This is a genomic window from Nocardioides marmoribigeumensis, assembly GCF_031458325.1.
Lineage (GTDB): Bacteria > Actinomycetota > Actinomycetes > Propionibacteriales > Nocardioidaceae > Marmoricola_A > Marmoricola_A marmoribigeumensis.
Genome location: NZ_JAVDYG010000001.1, coordinates 2,610,726 through 2,630,884, shown reverse-complemented (window position 1 = coordinate 2,630,884; position 20,159 = coordinate 2,610,726). Strand labels below are relative to the sequence as shown.

Here is a 20,159-nt window from a genome sequence, read left to right as displayed (position 1 = left end):
GGTCAGCCGTTGCGGAGGTTCTCCGGGCGGCACGCCCGCCGGATCGCCGGGCGGGCGAGCGCAGTCGAGACCGCCACCGCCAGCCAGCACAGCACGAGGGTCCCGACCGCCACTCCGAGCGCCAGGCCGACGGAGCCCCCCGAGGGGTGGTCGAACGCGACCGGGACGATGCCCGCGGTCACACCGAGGGCAGCCAGGGGAAGGACCACCAGCTCGGCCTCGCGACGGTGGGCAGCGACCAGGTCCCCGACGGTCGCCCCTTGCGCCCCCAGCGCAGCGAAGGCCCGTCGACGGTCGGCCGCGGTCTCGACGCCGTGCGCGGCCAACGAGACCGCCACGAGGAGCAGCGACACACCGAGCACGGCCAGCACCATGAGGGCCGGCACGACGTAGATCGGGTCGCCGCCGTTGCCACTGCCGCCGAGCGAGGCGATGAACCACGCACACACGCCGGCGGCGAGAGCCACGGTGCCGACGGCGGCGGCCGCCCGGCCCGTCGACCGCGGGTCGGTGCGCAGCCGGGCGGCCGCGAGCATCGTCGAGGGAGACGTGGCGGTCCTCGAGAGGCGGCGGCCCATGCGGTGGGCGACGCTCGGCCCGAGCCCGAGGAAGGCGAGCGCGAGGCAGGTCACGGCGAGGCTGCCGAGGACCTGGGAGGCGACCGACCCGTTGACGTCCCCCAGCACCATGGCCCCGACCAGCCCCACGCCGGGCACGAGCAGCAGGAGGCTCCAGGGGCGCGGCGCTCGGCCCGACACACGTCGTGAGGTGCCGAGGGGATCGCGGACCGCCGCACCGGCCGTGGCAGCGCCGGCGGCCGCCCCCAGGGCACCGAGGAGCAGGACGACGAGCAGCACCTGCCACCACGTGGGTGCGGTCGCCGTGGGCACCACCCGGAGCTGGAGCTCGAACTCGCTCATCCGGGAAGTGCTGGACCCCGGGGGGACGGCGCCCAGCAGGTGCCGGGCGAGGAGGTAGAGCGGGGTGCCGAGCAGGGCGCCGACCACCGAGGGGAGGGCGGTGGCCACCGCGGCCTCCACCCGGGCGTCGGCCGCCGTCGCACCGGCGGTGCGGAGCGCGGCGAGGTGCCGTGCGCGCGCGGCGGCGCCCAGCCGCAGCACCTGCCACAGGAGCGCGAGGGGACCGAGGCAGCACAGGGCCAGCCCGACGACGTACCCCCCACGGACCCCGGGGTCGTTGACCAGGTTGGAGCCCGCCTGCCAGGTGCCTGCTGGCAGGAGCGCGACCGTGATCGCGACCAGCGCGAGCGCCGCGACGAGCGCCACGCAGAAGGCGACGACGACCGGCCGGGCCACCGGGCGGTGGCGGCGCGGCCCGAGCCGGAGGAGCGCGGTGCCCCCGAAGCCGCTCATGCCACGACCCCGGCGCTGGTGCGACCGTCGCGCAGGACGACCTCGCGGTCGGCCCGCGCGGCCACGCGGTTGTCGTGGGTGACCAGGAGCAGGCCGGCCCCCGTCTCGGCCCCTACCTCGAGCAGCAGCCCGAGGAGGGCCTCGCCGGTGAGCGCGTCCAGCGCACCCGTGGGCTCGTCGGCGCAGACCAGCAGGGGCTGCGTGACCAGCGCGCGGGCGACGGCCACGCGCTGCTGCTGGCCGCCCGAGAGCTCCCCCGGCAGGGCGTCGCCGACGTCCGGGACGCCCGCCCGCTCGAGCCACTGCTCCGCGGCAGCGAACGCCGCGCGCCGTGACCGGCGCTCGAGGAGCAGCGGGAGGGCGACGTTCTGCGCCGCGGTCAGCTCGGGGGCGAGCTGGCCGAACTGCAGCACCAGGCCGACCTCGCGGCGCCGCAGGCGGGATCGGTCGGCGTCCCGCATCGTGCCCAGGTCGCGGTCGAGCACCCGGACCACGCCGCTGTCGGCGGCCAGCAGCCCCACGGCACAGTGCAGGAGGGTGGACTTGCCGCTGCCGGACGGCCCGGTGAGCGCGACCACCTCGCCCGCGGCGACGGTGAGCGAGGCTCCCCGCAGGGCCTCGTCACGCCCGAACGTCTTGTGCACGTCGTCCACCTCGAGGACCGGGGTGGTCCTGGGCTCGGTGAGGTCGGTCGCGGTCATCGGAGGGCCCCCTGAGTGGTGCGGATCCGGTCGGCGGAGGTCTCGAGCCACCGGAGGTCGGCGTCGAGGTGGGAGACGGCGTGGTCGAGGACGATCCGGGTGGACACGTCGGTCGCCGCGGACTGCTCGGCGAGCAGCCGCCGCATCTCGGCCAGGTGGGCGACGCGCTGCCGGTCGAGCACGTCGACCGCTCCGGCGCCCAGCGCGAGAGCGGTGACGACCTTGCGCACCATCTCGTCCGCTGCGTAGGGACCGGCCGGCTCGCTGGTGGCCAGCCAGGAGTCGAGGGAGGCCCGTCCCCCGTCGGTGATGGCGTACGTCGTCCGCTCCGGCCCGCCATCGGTGGCCGTCCCCGCCACGACGACGAGGCCGTCGCGCTCGAGCCTGGACAGCGCGGCGTACACCTGGCCGAACGCCAGCGGCCGCGCTCCGGCGAACCGTCTGTCGTGCACGCGCTTGAGGTCGTACCCGTGGGCCGGGCCGTCGGCCAGGATGCCCAGGAGCACGTGGGAGACCGTCATGGGCCGACTGTACACCACATGAATACACACTGTGAATAGTCGCACGATCTCTGCGAGACGCGGCCTGGTCAGGGCTCCCGGGTCGCCGTCCAGTCGGCGATCGGGCGCCCCTCGGCCAGTCCCCGTCGCTCGAACTTCGTCACCGGCCGCTCGGCCCAGCGCTCGGTGCGACCGCCGACCAGGCGCGGCTCGCCGGCCAGGACCTCGTCGACCTGCTCGGCGTAGTCCGGCCAGTCCGTGGCGATGCGCCAGACCCCGCCCGGTCGGAGGCGGTCCGCGACCAGCGCCGCCACCCGGGGCGTCACCAGGCGCCGCTTGTGGTGACGGGCCTTGTGCCACGGGTCGGGGAAGAACGTCCACAGCTCGGCGAGCTCACCGGGCCGCAGCAGGTGCTCGAGCACCCAGACCGCGTCCAGCGCCAGCAGCCGCACGTTGGTGAGCCCGGTCTCCTCCAGCCGCAGGAAGGTCGCCGCCACCCCGGGACGCCAGACCTCGCACGCCAGGACGTTGGCCTCGGGCCGCTCGGCGGCCAGCGCGGCCACCACCTCCCCGTTGCCGGAGCCGATCTCCATCACCAGCCCGTCCGGTGCCGCACGCCCCCAGTAGCGGCGCTGGTCCAGGTGCCCCTCGGACGCCACCGCGTCAGGGACCAGCCACTGGCCGGAGCGACGCTCCCACGCGGCCTGCTGCCCGCTGGTGAGCCGGCTGCCGCGACGGGTGTAGCTGGTCACCACCTGCATCCGGCGGCCGTCGGGGGTCAGTCCCGCGGACGGGTGCGCGCGGCGCACGCCGCCGTCGTACGACGCCTCGCGATCCATGGGGCTCCTCTCGGGGGACATGGCGAAGGGCCCCGACCGGAGTCGGGGCCCTTCGTGGTCCTGCGGGGCCGGTCACCAGGGTGACCGGCCGGGGATCACTTGGTGATCTTGGTGACGCGACCCGCGCCGACGGTCCGGCCACCCTCACGGATGGCGAACTTCAGGCCGTCCTCCATGGCGATCGGCTGGATGAGCTCGACCGACATCTCGGTGTTGTCGCCCGGCATGACCATCTCGGTGCCCTCGGGGAGGGTCACGACGCCGGTCACGTCGGTGGTGCGGAAGTAGAACTGCGGGCGGTAGTTGTTGAAGAACGGCGTGTGACGGCCGCCCTCCTCCTTCGACAGGATGTAGACCGACGCCTCGAAGTTCGTGTGCGGGGTGGTGGTGCCCGGCTTGATCACGACCATGCCGCGCTCGACGTCCTCGCGCTTGGTGCCGCGGAGGAGCAGACCGACGTTCTCGCCCGCCTGGCCCTCGTCGAGCAGCTTGCGGAACATCTCGACACCGGTGACGGTGCTCTTCATCGACTTCTCGCGGATGCCGATGATCTCGACCTCCTCGTTCACCTTGACCACACCGCGCTCGATGCGGCCGGTGATGACCGTGCCACGACCGGTGATCGTGAAGACGTCCTCGACGGGCATGAGGAACGGCTTGTCGATGTCGCGCTCCGGCTGGGGGATGTAGTCGTCGACGGCCTGCATGAGCTCGGCGACCGACTCGCCCCACTTGGCGTCACCGTTGAGGGCCGGGAAGGCGGCCACACGGACGACCGGCAGGTCGTCACCGGGGAAGTCGTACTCGGAGAGGAGCTCGCGCACCTCCATCTCGACGAGCTCGATGAGCTCCTCGTCGTCGACCATGTCGCACTTGTTCAGCGCGACGACGATCGCGGGGACGCCGACCTGGCGGGCCAGGAGGACGTGCTCCTTGGTCTGCGGCATCGGGCCGTCGGTGGCGGCGACCACGAGGATCGCGCCGTCCATCTGCGCGGCACCGGTGATCATGTTCTTGATGTAGTCGGCGTGACCGGGGCAGTCCACGTGGGCGTAGTGCCGGCTCTCGGTCTGGTACTCGACGTGCGCGATCGAGATCGTGATGCCGCGCTGCCGCTCCTCCGGTGCCTTGTCGATCTGGTCGAACGGCGTGAAGGGGTTGAGGTCCGGGTACTTGTCGTGCAGCACCTTGGTGATAGCTGCGGTCAGCGTCGTCTTACCGTGGTCGATGTGACCGATGGTTCCGATGTTGACGTGCGGCTTAGTCCGCTCGAACTTAGCCTTGGCCACGGTGGGCTCCTCCTGTTGTTTGTTTCTGTGTCTCGTTGAAGCTGATGACGCCCAGTCTCGACGGGGCGACAGGTGCGGTGAGGCCGGGGCTACTCGCCGCGGACCTTCTTGACGATCTCTTCGGCGACGTTGTTCGGGACCTCGGCGTAGGAGTCGAACTCCATGGAGTAGGACGCCTGGCCTGAGGTCTTCGACCGCAGGTCCCCAACGTACCCGAACATCTCGGACAGCGGCACCAGGGCGTTGACCACCAGGTCGCCGTGCCTCTCCTCCTGGGCCTGGATCTGGCCGCGGCGGGAGTTGATGTCGCCGATGACCGTGCCGAGGAACGTCTCGGGCGTGATCACCTCGACCGCGAACACCGGCTCGAGGAGCACCGGCTTCGCCATGCGCGCCGCCTCCTTGAAGGCCTGGATGCTGGCGAGCTTGAAGGCGAGCTCGGAGGAGTCGACCTCGTGGTAGCCGCCGTCCTCGAGGGTGTACTTGACGTCCACCATCGGGTAGCCGGCCAGCACGCCGAACTCCATAGCCTCCTGCGCACCCTGGTCCACCGACGGGATGTACTCGCGGGGCACGCGGCCACCGGAGACGTTGTTGGCGAACTCGTAGCCCGCTCCCGTGCCGGTGTCGGGGTCGATGTTCGGCTCCAGGGAGACGATGACCTTCGCGAACTGGCCGGACCCACCGGTCTGCTTCTTGTGGGTGTAGCTGTGGTTGGCGACCTTCTGGCGGATGGTCTCGCGGTAGGCCACCTGCGGCTTGCCGACCGTCGCCTCGACCTTGAACTCGCGACGCATGCGGTCGACGAGGATCTCCAGGTGGAGCTCGCCCATGCCGGCGATGATCGTCTGGCCGGTCTCCTCGTCGGTCTTGACCGTGAAGGTCGGGTCCTCGTCGGAGAGCCGCTGGATGGCGGCGCCGAGCTTCTCCTGGTCGCTCTTGGTCTTGGGCTCGATCGCGACCTCGATGACCGGGGCCGGGAACGTCATCGACTCCAGGACGACCGGGTTGGCGGTGTCGCAGAGGGTGTGACCGGTCTTGGTCTCCTTGAGGCCCATGACCGCCACGATCTGGCCGGCGCCGACCGACGCGATCTCCTCACGCTTGTTGGCGTGCATCTGGTAGACCTTGCCGACCCGCTCCTTGCGGCCCGTCACGGAGTTGAGGACCTGCGACCCGGCGTCGAGCTTGCCGGAGTAGACGCGGACGTAGATCAGCTTGCCGAGGTGCGGGTCGGAGGCGATCTTGTAGGCCAACCCTGCGAACGGCTCCTCGTCGGAGGGCTTGCGCAGCACCTCGGACTCCTCGTCGTTCGGCTTGTGGCCGACGATCGCCTCGACGTCGAGCGGCGACGGGAGGTACTTCACGACGGCGTCGAGCAGGGGCTGCACGCCCTTGTTCTTGAAGGCGGTGCCGCACAGGACCGGGTTGACCTTGTCGGCGAGCGTGGCGCGACGGATCGCAGCCTCGAGCTCCTCGACCGAGAGGTCCTCGCCCTCGAGGTACTTCTCCATCACCGCGTCGTCGGCCTCGGCCAGGGTCTCCAGGAACTTCTCGCGCCACTCCGCGGCCTGGTCGGCCAGCTCGGCGGGGATCTCCTCGACGGTGTAGTCCTCGCCCATCGTGGTCTCGCCACGCCAGGTGAGGGCGCGCATGCCGACCAGGTCGACGACGCCGAGGAAGTCCTGCTCCGCGCCGATCGGCAGCTGGAGGACGAGCGGGGTGGAGTTGAGCCGCTCGACCATCATGTCGACGCAGCGGAAGAAGTCTGCCCCGGTGCGGTCGAGCTTGTTGACGAAGCACATCCGCGGCACGGAGTACTTGTTGGCCTGGCGCCACACCGTCATGGTCTGCGGCTCGACGCCGGCGACGCCGTCGAAGACCGCGACCGCGCCGTCGAGGACGCGCAGCGAGCGCTCGACCTCGACGGTGAAGTCCACGTGGCCCGGGGTGTCGATGATGTTGATCTGGTGCTGCTTCCACCAGCAGGTCGTCGCGGCGGACGTGATGGTGATGCCGCGCTCCTGCTCCTGCTCCATCCAGTCCATCGTCGCGGCACCCTCGTGGACCTCACCGATCTTGTAGGTGATGCCGGTGTAGAAGAGGATGCGTTCGGTCGTCGTCGTCTTGCCGGCGTCGATGTGCGCCATGATGCCGATGTTGCGGACCTTGTTGAGGTCCGTCGTGATGTCGACAGCCACCTGTGATGTCTCCTCGAGACTCGTGCTGCGGTTAGTTGATGGGGCGCGTGGTGACGTGCCTGGCGAGTGCGGAAGGTGTTCCCAGCCCCGCGCTCACCAAGCCGCGATCACCAGCGGTAGTGCGCGAAGGCGCGGTTGGACTCAGCCATCTTGTGGGTGTCCTCGCGACGCTTGACCGCGGCGCCGAGGCCGTTGGAGGCGTCGAGGATCTCGTTCATGAGGCGCTCGGCCATGGTCTTCTCACGGCGGGCCTGGGAGTACTGCACGAGCCAGCGCAGCGCCAGGGTGAGGCCGCGGTTGCCCTTGACCTCGATCGGCACCTGGTAGGTCGCACCGCCGACGCGGCGGGACTTGACCTCGAGCTGCGGCTTGACGTTGTCCAGCGCGCGCTTGAGCGTGACGACCGGGTCGGTGCCGGTCTTCTCGCGGGCGCCCTCGAGCGCGGTGTAGACAATGCGCTGAGCGGTCTGCTTCTTGCCGTCCATCAGGATCTTGTTGACCAGCTGGGTCACGACGGGGCTGCCGTAGACCGGGTCGATGTCGATCGGTCGCTTGGGAGCGGGGCCCTTGCGCGGCATCAGCTCTTCTCCTTCTTCGCGCCGTAGCGGCTGCGAGCCTGCTTGCGGTTCTTGACGCCCTGGGTGTCGAGCGAGCCGCGGATGATCTTGTAGCGCACGCCGGGCAGGTCCTTCACACGACCGCCACGCACGAGCACCATCGAGTGCTCCTGCAGGTTGTGGCCGACGCCGGGGATGTAGGCCGTGACCTCGACACCGCTGGACAGTCGGACGCGAGCCACCTTGCGCAGCGCGGAGTTCGGCTTCTTCGGGGTGGTGGTGTACACACGCGTGCACACCCCTCGCCGCTGGGGCGAGCCCTTCAGAGCGGGCGTCTTGTTCTTCGACACCTTGTCCTGGCGGCCCTTGCGGACCAGCTGCTGGATTGTGGGCACCGCGTCGTTCTCTTTCCTCTGTGACTACGTCTGGGTGGTGCTCGCCGGACGGGGGGCTTTGATGCACACCCCCGCGGTCGGGCGTGTCGCCCGATGGAGCGGGGCGGCGACTGCGAGCACGCGTGACGGCCTGGGCGGCCAGGCACGATCGCCTAATCTACCGGGTGCCGTGGGGAGGGTCAAAATCGGTGCCCCCAGCGGGAGCCGAGGCCACCCCGACGGTCGACGAGGCCGCCCGCTGCAGGATCTCGGCGAGGTGCAGCCCGGTGCGTCCTCGCAGGTCGGCTGCCTGCGTGCGGCAGGAGAAGCCGTCGGCCCACAGCAGGGCTTCGGGGTGCTGCTCGAGAGCAGGTCCCAGGTCGTGCTCGAAGACCTTGACCGAGACGTCGTAGTGCTCGGGGACCATGCCGAAGTCGCCGGCCAGGCCGCAGCAGCCGCCGACGCGGGTCAGTTCCGCGCCGGTGGCGCGCAGGAGCGCCTCGTCGGCCTGCCACCCGATCACCGAGGCCTGGTGGCAGTGGGGCTGGGCGACCACCTGGACGCCGTCCAGGCGCGGGGGCGTCCAGCCCAGGTCGGCCAGGTGCTCGGCGAGCGTGCGCAGCGGGGGCAGGTCCGGCACCCGGTGCTCCTCGAGCAGGTGCTGCGCGTCGTGGCGCAGCACCGCCAGGCACGACGGCTCGAGCACCACGACGGGCAGACCCTCGGGGTTGTGCGCGCCCAACGTGTCGACCAGGCGGCCGAGCGTGGCCCGCGCCTCGTCGAGCCGTCCGGCGCTGACCAGCGTCAGCCCGCAGCACTGGGATCCGTCGGCCACGACCCGCACCCGCGCCCCGGCCGCCTCGAGCACCTGGACGGCGGCGTCGCCCACCTGCGGGGAGAAGCGGTTGGTGAAGGTGTCGACCCACAGCACCACGTCGGCGTCGGCCGCCCGGTCGTGGGTCCGCGACGAGAGCGGCCGGGGTGCCGGGACCGGGAGGCGGCGCCTGCGGTCGACGCCGCCCACGCGGGCGGCGATGCCGGGGGTCGCGCGCAGCCCGAGGCGCACCAGCGGGGTCGGGACGCGGGAGAGCAGCTGGGGCAGCCCGCCGAGGGTGTAGTGCGTGCGAGGGCGCCGTCTGCGGCCCTTGCCGGAGTAGGTCTGGTGGAGCACCTCGGACTTGTACGTCGCCATGTCGACCCCGGTCGGGCAGTCGCTCGCGCAGCCCTTGCAGGCCAGGCAGAGGTCGAGCGCCTCGTGGACCGCGGGGTCGGCGAGACCGCCGGGCAGGTGGCCGGCGACGGCGTCCTGCAGGGTCCGCGCCCGGCCACGGGTGGAGTCCTTCTCCTCGCGCGTGGCCTGGAAGGAGGGACACATCACTCCCCCGTTGGCGGTGCCGTCCGCCAGACACTTGCCGACACCGGTGCAGCGGTGCACCGCCGCGACCAGGTCGCCCCGGTCGGCGACGAGCCGCAGGGACGTGCGGGGCGGGTGCGCCGGCACGTGGGCCAGGCGCAGGTCGGCGTCGAGCGGGGCCGGGTCGACCAGCACGCCGGGGTTGAGCAGGGCGCCGGGGTCGAGGGCGTGCTTCACCGCGGCCATGAGGTCGAGCGCCTCGCGGGAGTACATCCGCGTCAGGAGCTCCGAGCGGGCCCGGCCGTCGCCGTGCTCGCCGGACAGGCTGCCGCCGTACCCCATGGCGAGGTCGGCCGCCTCCTCGACGAAGCGGCGGTAGCCGACCCGTCCGCCCGCGGAGGCCAGGTCGAAGTTGACCCGGATGTGCAGGCAGCCGTCGCCGATGTGGCCGTAGGGCGCGCCCTGGAGCCCGTGGGACTCCAGGAGCGCGTCGAAGTCCCGCAGGTAGGCCCCCATCCGCTCGGGCAGCACCGCGGCGTCCTCCCAGCCGGGCTGGCCGGGCGGGTCGACGGCGCGAGCCGCGAGCCCGGCACCGTCCTCGCGGACCCGCCAGATCGCGGCCTGCTCCGCCACGTCCTCGACCACCCGGTGGTCCTGGGGCGCGGAGTCGGCGACCACCGCCGCGGCCCGGTCGGCGACCTCGCGCGGGTCGTCACCGGTCAGCTCGACCATGAGCCAGGCGCGGCCACCCGGCAGGTCGGGCGGGGTGGTGAGCACGTCGGTGATGCGGTGGTCGATGCCCTCGCAGGCGACCGGGCGGTGCGCGAGGATCGCGGGCACGTGGTCGGCGCCCTCGGCCAGGCTCGGGTAGCCCAGCACCACGAGCACGCGCACCGGGAGGTCGCGCACGAGCCGCACGCGTGCCTCGGTGACCAGGGCGAGCGTGCCCTCGCTGCCGACCAGGAAGCGGTCGAGCGAACGGCCGTTCTCGGGCAGCAGGTGCTCGAGGGCGTAGCCCGAGACCTGGCGCGCGAAGCGGCCGAACTCGGTGCGGACCAGGCCGAGGTGCTGGTCGACGAGGGCGGCCAGGTCGGCGGCCCGGGTCTCGACGCCGGCACCGTCGGCGGTGAGGGTCGACAGGCCGAGCACGTTGTCGGAGGTGCGGCCGTAGCCCAGCGCTCGCGAGCCGCAGGCGTTGTTGCCGATCATGCCGCCGATCGTGCAGCGCGTGTGCGTCGACGGGTCGGGGCCGAACCGGAGGCCGTGAGACATCGCGGCGCGCTGGAGCGTGGCGTGCACCGCGCCCGGCTCGACCACGGCCTCGGCCGCCTCGGGGTCGACCGCCAGGACCCGGTTGAGGTGACGGTAGGTGTCGAGCACGATGCCCGTGCCGATCGCGTTGCCCGCGATGGACGTGCCGGCCCCGCGCGCGGTCAGCGGCACCGCGAGGTCACGCGCCACGGCGAGGGTCGCTGCGATCTCGTCCCGGTGCCGAGGGCGTACGACGACCCGCGGCTCGAGGCGGTAGACCGACGCGTCGGAGGAGTAGAGGGTCCGGGCCAGCCGGGAGTCGTCGACGTCGGCGAGACCCGCTGCGCGCAGGGCTGCGACGAGGTCCCCGGCGAGGGGGTCGGGGGCCAGGGACATGCCGCTGAGTTTATTGGGGGGTGCCGAGGCCGCTTCGCCCCGACCGGGATCATGGACGCATGGCGCCCCTGGACCTCCTCCTCCGTCGTGACCCCTCCGGCCCCGGGCGGCTGTGGAGCGCGGGCGGCGGGCCGTCGTACGCCCTGGGGGTGCGGGACGGCCGGGTCGTCGCGTGGGACGACGAGGCCCTGGCGCAACGGGGCCGCGGCACCGAGGAGGTCGACCTGACCGGGCGCATGCTGCTGCCCGGGTTCCAGGACGCCCACGTCCATGCCGTCTTCGCCGGGGTCACGGTCATCCGCTGCGACCTCGCCGGGCTCGACGGCGAGGCCGCGCAGCGACGCATCGTGGAGGCCTCGCACCTGCGTCCCGAGGGCTGGCTGCTCGGTGGCGGCTGGTCCTTCGACACCTTCGGCCGCACGCCGACCGCCGCCGACCTCGACCTGCTGGTCGGTGACCGCCCGGCCTGGCTGACGATCCGCGACGGCCACGCCGGCTGGGCGAGCAGCCGCACGCTCGCGCTGGCGGGGATCGACGAGCGCACCCCGGACCCGGCCGACGGCTACCTCGAGCGGGACGAGGCGGGGCGCCCGACCGGCGTCCTCCACGAGGGCGCGATGGACCTCGTCGAGGGCGTGCTGCCCCCGCCCTCCGACGAGGACTACCAGGCCGGGCTCAGGGCCGCCCAGGCCCGGCTGCACTCCCACGGCGTCACCGCCTGGCAGGACGCGATCCTGGGCGACTTCGCCGGCTGGTCCGACCCGACGCCCTACTACATGGCCGCCGCGGCCGACGGCACCCTCACGGCCCGCGTCGAGGGCGCGCTGTGGTGGCGTCGCGGCGACGGGCTCGAGCAGGTCGAGGAGCTCGTCCACCGCCGCGCGACCTCCGAGGTGGGGCGCTTCCGCACGGGAGCCGTGAAGGTGATGCAGGACGGCATCGTCGAGAACGGCACCGCCTCGATGCTCGAGCCCTACCTCCCGCACCCCGACGTCTGCTGCCTGCCCGGCCAGGAGAGCGGCATCTCGATGGTCGACCCGGACATGCTGCGCGAGGCCGCCGTACGCCTCGACGCGCAGGGGTTCACCCTGCACGTGCACGCGATCGGCGACCGGGCCGTCCGTGAGGCGCTCGACGCGGTCGAGGCCGCCCGGCGCGCCAACGGACCGGGCGGTGGGCGCCACCACCTGGCGCACATCCAGGTGATCCACCCCGACGACGTGCCGCGCTTCGCCGAGCTCGACGTCACCGCCAACTGCCAAGCGCTGTGGGCCACGCACGAGTGGCAGGTCGACGAGCTGTGCCTGCCGTTGGTCGGCGAGCAGCGCGCCGCGTGGCACTACCCGTTCGCCGACCTGGCCCGCTCCGGGGCCCGGCTCGCCATGGGGAGCGACTGGTTCGTCAGCAGCCCGGACCCGCTCAAGGCGATCCGTACGGCGGTCACGCGCGTCGCGCCGTCACAGCCGGAGGGCACCCCGCCCTTCCTGCCGGACCAGGCGATCGACCTCGACACCGCGCTGACCGCCTACACCGCCGGGTCGGCCTACGTGAACCGTCTCGACGACGTCACCGGCCGGCTCGAGGTCGGCATGCTGGCCGACCTCGCCGTGCTCGACCGCGACCTGTTCGCCATCCCCGCGGACGAGCTGCACGAGGCGCGGGTCGACCTGACCCTCGTCGACGGGCGCGTGGTGCACGAGCGGCCCGTCTGACCGCTCACCAGAGCTCGAGCGAGCCCCGCAGGATGCCGGCCAGGTCGTCGGCGCCCACCTCGCGGGGGGCCGTGGCGAGCAGCCGCTGCTGCTTGAGCGAGCCCTCGACGAGGGCACCGACGTCGCCCTCGTCGTACCCCACGGCGGCGATGCCGTTGGGCATCTCGATGTCGCGCATGAGCCGGGCCAGCGTGCGCGGCAGGAGGTCCGGTCCCTCGGCACCCTCGGCGCCGCCGAGCAGCTCGGCGGCGCGCAGATGCCGCTCCGGCGAGGCCTCGAACGTGAAGCGGAAGGCCTCGGGCGCGGTGAGCGAGACCGCCATGCCGTGCGGCACCATCGGCCCGTCCTGCGGGTAGCCGGCCGGGCGGAAGTCCTTGACCCGCCCCGCGATCGGGTAGGCGTTGGCGTGCGGGATGTGCACGCCGGCGTTGCCGAAGCCCATCCCGGCGAACGTCGCGGCCAGCGCCATCTGCTCGCGGGCAGCCTCGTCCCCGCCGTCGCGCACGGCGGTGCGGAACGACGCGGCGAGCAGCGTCATCGCCTTCTCCGCCCACATGTCCGCGACCGGGTTGGCGCCGCAGTAGGGCACCCGCTCCTCGGGCTTCTTGCGGGGGTACGACGAGTAGGGGCGCGCCGTCCACGACTCCAGGGCGTGGCACAGGATGTCCATCCCGGCCGCCGCCGTGACCTCGGGCGGCTGGGACATGGTGAGCCGCGGGTCGACGACCGCCAACGTGGGACGCAGCCGCGGGTGGCTGATGCCGGTCTTCACGTGCAGCGACAGCACGTCGAGCACGCAGATCGTCGTGCTCTCGCTGCCGGTGCCGGTCGTGGTGGGCACGGCCACGAGGGGGGCCAGGGCGTTCCTCGGTGCCCGCGCCCTGCCGACCGGGGCGTTGATGTAGTCCATGAGCTCGCCGGGGTTGCTGGTGAGCAGGTTGACCGCCTTGGCCGTGTCGATGGCCGACCCCCCGCCGACCGCCACGATCGCGTCGTACGGCCCGGTGTCGCGGCCGAACGCGACCGCCTCCTCCAGCGAGACGTCAGTGGGCTCGACGTGGACCCGGTCGAAGACCTCCACCTCGATGCCGGCGGCACGCACCAGCTCGGCCAGCCGCGCGGGGTGGCCGGCCGCGGCGACGCCGGGGTCGGTCACCAGCAGCACGCGTCGGGCGTCGAGCGCGGCGAGGTCGTGCCCGAGCTCGTCGGAGGCGCCCAGGCCGAACTTCAGCGAGGGCGCGCCGTAGGTGAAGACGGTCTCGTTCATCGGGAGTACTCCTCGGGGATCGGGGTCTCGATGCCCAGCAGCCGCAGGCCGAAGCGTGCGGCGCCGGTCAGGGGCAGCCGGGCGGCCTCGTCCAGGTCGACCCAGCCGCACCGGTCGGTGGACCCGTCGACCTCGACGACGTGCGGCTCGACGGCGTACGACGCGGGGGTGATCTCGGCCTCGAAGACCAGGCCGATCCCGTGGAAGTCCTCGAGCACGCCGCGGGGGCTGTGGCCGGTGAAGTGGTGCGAGTAGACGTCGAGCACCCGGCCCGGCTCCACGTCGAGCCCGGTCTCCTCGTGGACCTCACGCACCAGGGCGGCGCGCGGGGACTCACCGTGGTCGACTCCCCCGCCGGGCAGGGCCCAGCCGTCGAAGCCGACCCGCGGCGCGAGGTGGCACAGCAGCACCTGGTCGTCGCGTCGGAGCAGGGCGTAGGCCGCGACGCGCTGACGCCTCGGAGGCACCTCCCCGTCCGGGCCGGCAGGGGGTGTGACGGACATGGCAGCGATTCTAGGCAGTGCACGTGTGGGTGAGTCGCCGTCTGGGCATCCTCCGGAGGTGCAGTCAGACGCCGTCACCCTCGAGCGCCGGACCGCCTCCGCACCCACCCGCGAGAGCCAGGCCGCCGCGACCCCTGGTCGCAAGGAACGCGACCCGTTCCTCGACAACAGCAAGTTCCTCTTCGTCGCCCTCGTGGTCGTGGGCCACGCCTGGACGCTCGCCGCGAGCGTGGGCCTGCTCTACAGCTGGCTCTACCTGTGGCACGTCCCGGCGTTCGTCCTGGTCACGGGCTACCTCTCACGCTCGTTCCGCTTCAGCCGGCGCCACCTGCACCGGCTCGCGGTCACCGTCGTGTTCCCCTACGCGCTCTTCGAGGGGCTCTTCGCGCTCCTGCGCATCTACGTCGGGGGCGAGCGGCTCGAGCTGCTGTGGCTCAACCCCCACTGGCCGATGTGGTACCTCTCCGTGCTGTTCCTGTGGCGCATGGCGACCCCCCTGCTCACCCGGGTGCCCCACGTGGTGCTCCTGTCGTTCGCGGTGTCGCTGGCGGGCGGGTTCCTCTCGGTGGCCTACCTCGACGGCAACCGCGCCATGGGGCTGCTCCCCTTCTTCGTCCTCGGCCTCACCGCGCGCCCCGAGCAGGTCCAGCGGCTGCGCGAGGGCACGTTCCGCAGGCCCGGGCTCCTCGTCCTGCTGGCCGGGGTCGGCATGGCGTGGCTCGTCGAGAGCCGGCTGACCACGGAGTGGCTCTACTACCGCACGCCGTACGCCGAGCTCGACGCGCTCGGCCTCCAGGGCGTGGCCTTGCGGGCGATGTTCCTCGCCACCGGCCTGCTGATGTCGCTGGCCGTGCTCTCGTGGGTCCCGAACCGCAGGACGTGGTACTCCCGGCTGGGTGCCGCGAGCCTGGTGGTCTACCTGTTCCACGGCTTCGTGGTCGAGGGGCTGGCCATCGCCGGCATGAACGGCTGGTCCGAGGACCACGCCTGGCAGTCGGTGGTCCTGACGACGGCCGGCGGCTTCGCGCTCGCCACGGCCCTGGCCTGGCGCCCGGTCTCCACGCGCCTCGACAAGGTCGTCACCCCTCCGCCGCTGCTGCCCTGACCGCCGGCGCCCACGCGGGGTCCAGGGCGCTGCGGGGCACGTCCTGGACCAGGGCGGCCTCGGCCACCGAGAGCGCGGACCCGCCGAGGTGGTGCGGGTGCCAGGCCGGTGACTCCCCCGGCGCGGGCCGGTGTCGCGGCTCGGCCTGCACGCCGTCGAGCATCCCCTGCAGGGTGCGGCCGAGCAGCGCCGTGCGCTCGACCACCCCGGCCTCCGGCAGCCGGGGCCCGACGCTCACCGACACCGGGACGTGCCGCCGCAGCACCGGGCGGCTCTTGGCCGTCCAGATCCGCTGACCGCCCCACAGCACGACCGGGACGAGCGGCGCCCCGGTCTCGTTCGCGAGCGCGGCGGCCCCCGGCATCAACGCCCGCACGGTGAAGGAGCGGCTCACCCCGGCCTCGGGGAAGATGCCCACCAGCTCACCTCGTCGCAGGGCCTCGCGAGCCCTCAGGTAGGCGTCCGCGGGCGCGTCCCGGTCGACGGGGACGTGCCCCATCCGGTCCATCAGCCGCCCGACGGGTCGCACCTTCCACAGGTCGTGGCGCGCCAGGAACCGCACCCGCCGGCCGCACTGCTCCTCGCCGACGAGCCCGAGCAGCAGGAAGTCGAGGAACGAGACGTGGTTGGCGGCGAGGACCGCGGGTCCGGTCCGCGGCACGTGCTCGAGGCCCTCGAGCCGCACGCGCAGCCCGAGCAGCCGGAACACCAGCCGCCCCACGCGGATCACCCAGTCGTCGACCACGTCCGGGGTTCGCAGGAGGCCCGCGCGACGCTTGCCCCGGCGTACGACGAAGGGCCGCCCCCGGTGGGGACGGCCCTTCGCGTGGTGCTGAGGATCAGTCGTCGTAGGAGCGGAACGAGAACTCGTCCAGCGCCACGACCTGCTGACCACCGGTGTTGGAGAAGTCGTCGTAGTACGACGAGTAGCCGCTCACCGTGTAGGCGTTGGCCCGGGCCTCCTCGGTCGGCTCGACGCGCACGTTGCGGTAGCGCTCGAGACCGGTGCCGGCTGGGATCAGCTTGCCGATGATCACGTTCTCCTTCAGACCCATGAGCGAGTCGGACTTGGCGTGGATCGCCGCGTCCGTCAGCACCCGGGTGGTCTCCTGGAACGACGCCGCCGACAGCCACGACTCGGTGGCCAGCGACGCCTTGGTGATGCCCATCAGCTGCGGACGCCCGGCGGCGGGCTTGCCGCCCTCCGAGACCACGCGGCGGTTCTCGGACTCGAAGCGCGGCCGGTCGACCAGGTCCGACGGGAGCAGGTGCGTGTCGCCCTGCTCCAGCACGAGCACCCGGCGCAGCATCTGCCGGATGATGATCTCGATGTGCTTGTCGTGGATCTGCACGCCCTGCGAGCGGTAGACCTCCTGGACCTCGTCCACCAGGTGCTCCTGCGCCTTGCGGACACCGAGGATGCGCAGGACGTCCTGCGGGTCCGGCGTGCCGACGGTGATCTTGTCGCCGACCTCGATGTGGTCGCCCTCGTCGACGAGCAGGCGGGACCGCTTGGAGACGGGGTACTCCAGCGGCTCCGAGCCGTCGTCGGGGGTGACGATGACCTTCTTGGCCTTCTCGGTCTCGTCGATGCTGATCCGACCCGCGGCCTCGCTGATCGGGGCGCGACCCTTGGGGCTGCGAGCCTCGAACAGCTCGACCACACGCGGCAGACCCTGCGTGATGTCGTCCGCGGAGGCCACACCACCGGTGTGGAAGGTCCGCATCGTCAGCTGGGTGCCGGGCTCACCGATCGACTGCGCCGCGATGATGCCGACGGCCTCACCGATGTCCACCAGCTTGCCGGTGGCCAGCGAGCGGCCGTAGCACTTGGCGCACGTGCCGGTCTTGGCGTCACAGGTCAGCACGGAGCGGACCTTGACCTCCTCGATGCCGGCGAGGATCAGCTCGTCGATCTTGACGTCGCCCAGGTCGTCACCCGCACCGAGGAGGACCTCACCGGTCTCCGGGTGCGTGACGGCCGTGGCGACCGAGCGGGCGTAGGCCGCGGTGTCGACGTTGTCGGCCAGCCGCAGCGGGCCGCCCTCCTCGTCACGCTGGCCGATCCGCTTGGGCAGACCACGCTCGGTGCCGCAGTCCTCCTCGCGGATGATCACGTCCTGCGAGACGTCGACCAGACGACGGGTGAGGTAGCCGGAGTCGGCGGTCCGCAGCGCGGTGTCCGCCAGGCCCTTGCGAGCACCGTGCGTCGCGATGAAGTACTCGAGCACCGTGAGGCCCTCACGGAAGTTCGACTTGATCGGACGCGGGATGATCTCGCCCTTGGGGTTGGCCACCAGTCCACGCATGGCCGCGATCTGGCGGACCTGCTGCATGTTCCCTCGGGCACCGGAGTGGACCATCATGTAGATGGGGTTGCTCTTGTCGCCCTCGAAGGTCTTCTCCAGCTCGCCGGCCACCTCGTTGGAGGCGCGGGTCCAGATCTCGATGAGCTCCTGACGACGCTCGTCGTCGGTCATGAGACCACGCTCGTAGTTGACCTGGACCTTCTTGGCCTCGACGTCGTACTTCTCCAGGATCTTCGCCTTGCCACCGGGGGTGACCACGTCGTCGATGGAGACCGTGACGCCGGAGCGGGTCGCCCAGTGGAAGCCGGTGTCCTTGAGCGCGTCGAGCGCGTGGGCCACCTCCACCTTGGTGTAGCGCTCGGCCAGGTCGTTCACGATCGTGCCGAGCTGCTTCTTGCCGACCTCGCCGTTGACGTAGCCGTAGTCGTCCGGCATCGCCTCGTTGAAGAGCGCACGGCCCAGCGTGGTGATGTCCTCGACCTTGAGGCCGCGGATGCGCACCTCGCTCTGCAGCTCGATCTCACCCAGGTCGAAGGCCATGATCGCCTCGGCGGTCGAGGAGAACACCCGACCGTCGCCCTTGTACTCCTGGCCCTCGTTGCGGTGGGTCAGGAAGTACAGCCCGATGATCATGTCCTGCGTCGGCATGGTGACCGGACGGCCGTCGGACGGCTTGAGGATGTTGTTCGTCGACAGCATGAGGATGCGGGCCTCGGCCTGCGCCTCCGCGGACAGCGGCAGGTGGACCGCCATCTGGTCACCGTCGAAGTCGGCGTTGAAGGCGGTGCAGACCAGCGGGTGGATCTGGATGGCCTTGCCCTCGATCAGCTGCGGCTCGAAGGCCTGGATGCCGAGGCGGTGCAGCGTGGGCGCACGGTTGAGCAGCACCGGGTGCTCCGCGATGACCTCCTCCAGCACGTCCCAGACCACGGCGTAACGGGTCAGGCCGCTGACCGCGCGCTCCACCATCCGCTTGGCGGACTTGATGTTCTGCGCGTGGTTGAGCTCGACGAGCCGCTTCATCACGAACGGCTTGAACAGCTCGAGTGCCATCTGCTTGGGCAGACCGCACTGGTGCAGCTTGAGCTGCGGGCCGACCACGATGACCGAACGGCCGGAGTAGTCGACGCGCTTGCCCAGCAGGTTCTGACGGAAGCGGCCCTGCTTGCCCTTGAGCATGTCGGACAGCGACTTCAGCGGCCGGTTGCCCGGACCGGTGACCGGGCGACCACGACGACCGTTGTCGAACAGCGAGTCGACGGCCTCCTGGAGCATCCGCTTCTCGTTGTTGACGATGATCTCCGGCGCACCGAGGTCGAGCAGGCGCTTGAGCCGGTTGTTGCGGTTGATCACGCGGCGGTAGAGGTCGTTGAGGTCGGAGGTCGCGAAGCGGCCACCGTCCAGCTGGACCATCGGGCGCAGGTCCGGGGGGATGACCGGGACGGCGTCGAGCACCATGCCGACCGGCTTGTTGCCGGTCTTGCGGAAGGCGTCGACGACCTTGAGGCGCTTGAGGGCGCGGACCTTCTTCTGGCCCTTGCCGTTCTGGATCGTGTCCTTGAGGGACTCGACCTCGGCCTCGAGGTCGAAGTCCTCGAGGCGCTTCTGGATCGCCGCGGCGCCCATGTAGCCCTCGAAGTACTTCCCGAACCACGAGCGCAGGTCGCGGTAGAGCATCTCGTCGCCCATCAGGTCCTGGACCTTGAGCGACTTGAAGGTGTCCCACACCTCGTTGAGGCGGTCGATCTCCTTGGTGGAGCGGTCGCGCAGCTGCTTCATCTCGCGCTCGGCAGCGTCGCGCACCTTGCGCTTCTGGTCGGACTTGGCGCCCTCGGCCTCGAGCGCGCCCATGTCCTCCTCGAGCTTCTCGGCCCGCTTGTTGATCTGGTCGTCGCGACGGCCCTCGAGGCGCTTTCGCTCCATGTCGACCTTGGCCTCGAGCGAGGACAGGTCGCGGTGACGCGCCTCCTCGTCGACGCTGGTGATCATGTAGGCCGCGAAGTAGATGACCTTCTCCAGGTCCTTCGGGGCCAGGTCGAGCAGGTAGCCCAGACGGCTGGGCACGCCCTTGAAGTACCAGATGTGGGTCACCGGAGCCGCGAGCTCGATGTGGCCCATGCGCTCACGACGCACCTTGGAGCGGGTCACCTCGACGCCGCAGCGCTCGCAGATGATGCCCTTGAAGCGCACGCGCTTGTACTTGCCGCAGTAGCACTCCCAGTCCCGGGTGGGACCGAAGATCTTCTCGCAGAAGAGACCGTCACGCTCCGGCTTGAGCGTGCGGTAGTTGATCGTCTCCGGCTTCTTGACCTCGCCGTGGCTCCAGTTGCGGATCTCCTCCGCGGTGGCCAGGCCGATCTTCAGCTGATCGAAGAAATTCACGTCCAGCAAAGCTTGTTCCTTTGTTTGCTTCGTACGCCGGGTGGTG

The 20,159-nt window shown here is 71.6% G+C and carries 15 protein-coding genes; 2 read left to right on the top strand and 13 right to left on the bottom strand.

Going from position 1 to position 20,159, the window contains the following annotated elements; genetic code table 11:
- Positions 1-2 precede the first annotated feature (2 nt).
- From J2S63_RS12550 to J2S63_RS12510, 9 genes are all read right to left on the bottom strand, one after another.
- A complete protein-coding gene (locus J2S63_RS12550; protein ID WP_310302648.1) occupies positions 3-1,373 on the bottom strand; it encodes an FtsX-like permease family protein in 1,371 nt (456 codons plus the stop codon).
- Positions 1,370-2,074: an ABC transporter ATP-binding protein gene (locus J2S63_RS12545; RefSeq protein WP_310302645.1), complete on the bottom strand. Its 705-nt coding sequence runs from the start codon at positions 2,072-2,074 to the stop codon at positions 1,370-1,372. The genes J2S63_RS12550 and J2S63_RS12545 overlap by 4 nt, the downstream gene beginning before the upstream one ends.
- Positions 2,071-2,595 (bottom strand): PadR family transcriptional regulator, encoded by a 525-nt coding sequence (locus J2S63_RS12540; protein ID WP_310302642.1) that lies wholly within the window; start codon positions 2,593-2,595, stop codon positions 2,071-2,073. Before J2S63_RS12540 ends, J2S63_RS12545 begins: the two co-directional genes overlap by 4 nt.
- Before the next feature lie 68 nt (positions 2,596-2,663).
- Positions 2,664-3,413, bottom strand: coding sequence for a tRNA (guanosine(46)-N7)-methyltransferase TrmB (gene trmB, locus J2S63_RS12535; protein WP_310302639.1), 750 nt, complete (start codon positions 3,411-3,413; stop codon positions 2,664-2,666).
- 95 nt (positions 3,414-3,508) lie between these two features.
- Positions 3,509-4,702, bottom strand: coding sequence for an elongation factor Tu (tuf, locus tag J2S63_RS12530; protein ID WP_310302636.1), 1,194 nt, complete (start codon positions 4,700-4,702; stop codon positions 3,509-3,511).
- A gap of 89 nt (positions 4,703-4,791) precedes the next feature.
- Entirely contained in the window at positions 4,792-6,852 is a 2,061-nt protein-coding gene (gene fusA / locus J2S63_RS12525; RefSeq protein WP_374725138.1) for an elongation factor G, read from the bottom strand.
- A 158-nt stretch (positions 6,853-7,010) separates the two neighbouring features.
- Complete coding sequence (rpsG, locus tag J2S63_RS12520; protein WP_310302630.1) at positions 7,011-7,481, bottom strand: 30S ribosomal protein S7; 471 nt, start codon at positions 7,479-7,481, stop codon at positions 7,011-7,013.
- The gene (gene rpsL, locus J2S63_RS12515; protein WP_310302627.1) at positions 7,481-7,855 is read right to left on the bottom strand and encodes a 30S ribosomal protein S12; all 375 of its coding nucleotides are present in this window, start codon (positions 7,853-7,855) and stop codon (positions 7,481-7,483) included. The genes rpsG and rpsL overlap by 1 nt, the downstream gene beginning before the upstream one ends.
- Positions 7,856-8,012: 157 nt before the next feature.
- Entirely contained in the window at positions 8,013-10,835 is a 2,823-nt protein-coding gene (locus tag J2S63_RS12510) for an FAD-binding and (Fe-S)-binding domain-containing protein (RefSeq protein ID WP_310302624.1), read from the bottom strand.
- A 59-nt stretch (positions 10,836-10,894) separates the two neighbouring features.
- Between J2S63_RS12510 and J2S63_RS12505 the strand changes: the two genes are divergently transcribed.
- Entirely contained in the window at positions 10,895-12,547 is a 1,653-nt protein-coding gene (locus J2S63_RS12505) for an amidohydrolase (protein WP_310302620.1), read from the top strand.
- 4 nt (positions 12,548-12,551) lie between these two features.
- Here J2S63_RS12505 and J2S63_RS12500 read toward each other — a convergent pair whose 3' ends face one another.
- Positions 12,552-13,814: a hydroxyacid-oxoacid transhydrogenase gene (locus J2S63_RS12500; RefSeq protein WP_310302617.1), complete on the bottom strand. Its 1,263-nt coding sequence runs from the start codon at positions 13,812-13,814 to the stop codon at positions 12,552-12,554.
- Positions 13,811-14,317 carry an NUDIX hydrolase gene (locus tag J2S63_RS12495; protein WP_310302614.1) on the bottom strand — a complete coding sequence of 169 codons (507 nt, stop codon included), beginning with the start codon at positions 14,315-14,317 and terminating at the stop codon, positions 13,811-13,813. The genes J2S63_RS12500 and J2S63_RS12495 overlap by 4 nt, the downstream gene beginning before the upstream one ends.
- 58 nt (positions 14,318-14,375) lie before the next feature.
- Between J2S63_RS12495 and J2S63_RS12490 the strand changes: the two genes are divergently transcribed.
- Positions 14,376-15,422: an acyltransferase family protein gene (locus tag J2S63_RS12490; protein WP_310302612.1), complete on the top strand. Its 1,047-nt coding sequence runs from the start codon at positions 14,376-14,378 to the stop codon at positions 15,420-15,422.
- Here J2S63_RS12490 and J2S63_RS12485 read toward each other — a convergent pair.
- Together J2S63_RS12485 and J2S63_RS12480 are read right to left on the bottom strand one after the other, a co-directional pair.
- Entirely contained in the window at positions 15,397-16,167 is a 771-nt protein-coding gene (locus J2S63_RS12485; protein ID WP_310302610.1) for a lysophospholipid acyltransferase family protein, read from the bottom strand. The two genes, J2S63_RS12490 and J2S63_RS12485, sit on opposite strands and share 26 nt — an antisense overlap.
- A 94-nt stretch (positions 16,168-16,261) precedes the next feature.
- Positions 16,262-20,122: a DNA-directed RNA polymerase subunit beta' gene (locus J2S63_RS12480; RefSeq protein WP_310302607.1), complete on the bottom strand. Its 3,861-nt coding sequence runs from the start codon at positions 20,120-20,122 to the stop codon at positions 16,262-16,264.
- Positions 20,123-20,159: the final 37 nt, after the last annotated feature.

Coding starts and splice junctions, on each gene's coding strand:
- J2S63_RS12550 (WP_310302648.1), bottom strand. CDS start 1,373: ATGAGCGGCTTCGGGGGCACCGCGCTCCTCCGGCTCGGGCCGCGCCGC.
- J2S63_RS12545 (WP_310302645.1), bottom strand. CDS start 2,074: ATGACCGCGACCGACCTCACCGAGCCCAGGACCACCCCGGTCCTCGAG.
- J2S63_RS12540 (WP_310302642.1), bottom strand. CDS start 2,595: ATGACGGTCTCCCACGTGCTCCTGGGCATCCTGGCCGACGGCCCGGCC.
- trmB (WP_310302639.1), bottom strand. CDS start 3,413: ATGGATCGCGAGGCGTCGTACGACGGCGGCGTGCGCCGCGCGCACCCG.
- fusA (WP_374725138.1), bottom strand. CDS start 6,852: ATGGCGCACATCGACGCCGGCAAGACGACGACGACCGAACGCATCCTC.
- rpsG (WP_310302630.1), bottom strand. CDS start 7,481: ATGCCGCGCAAGGGCCCCGCTCCCAAGCGACCGATCGACATCGACCCG.
- J2S63_RS12510 (WP_310302624.1), bottom strand. CDS start 10,835: ATGTCCCTGGCCCCCGACCCCCTCGCCGGGGACCTCGTCGCAGCCCTG.
- J2S63_RS12505 (WP_310302620.1), top strand. CDS start 10,895: ATGGCGCCCCTGGACCTCCTCCTCCGTCGTGACCCCTCCGGCCCCGGG.
- J2S63_RS12500 (WP_310302617.1), bottom strand. CDS start 13,814: ATGAACGAGACCGTCTTCACCTACGGCGCGCCCTCGCTGAAGTTCGGC.
- J2S63_RS12495 (WP_310302614.1), bottom strand. CDS start 14,317: ATGTCCGTCACACCCCCTGCCGGCCCGGACGGGGAGGTGCCTCCGAGG.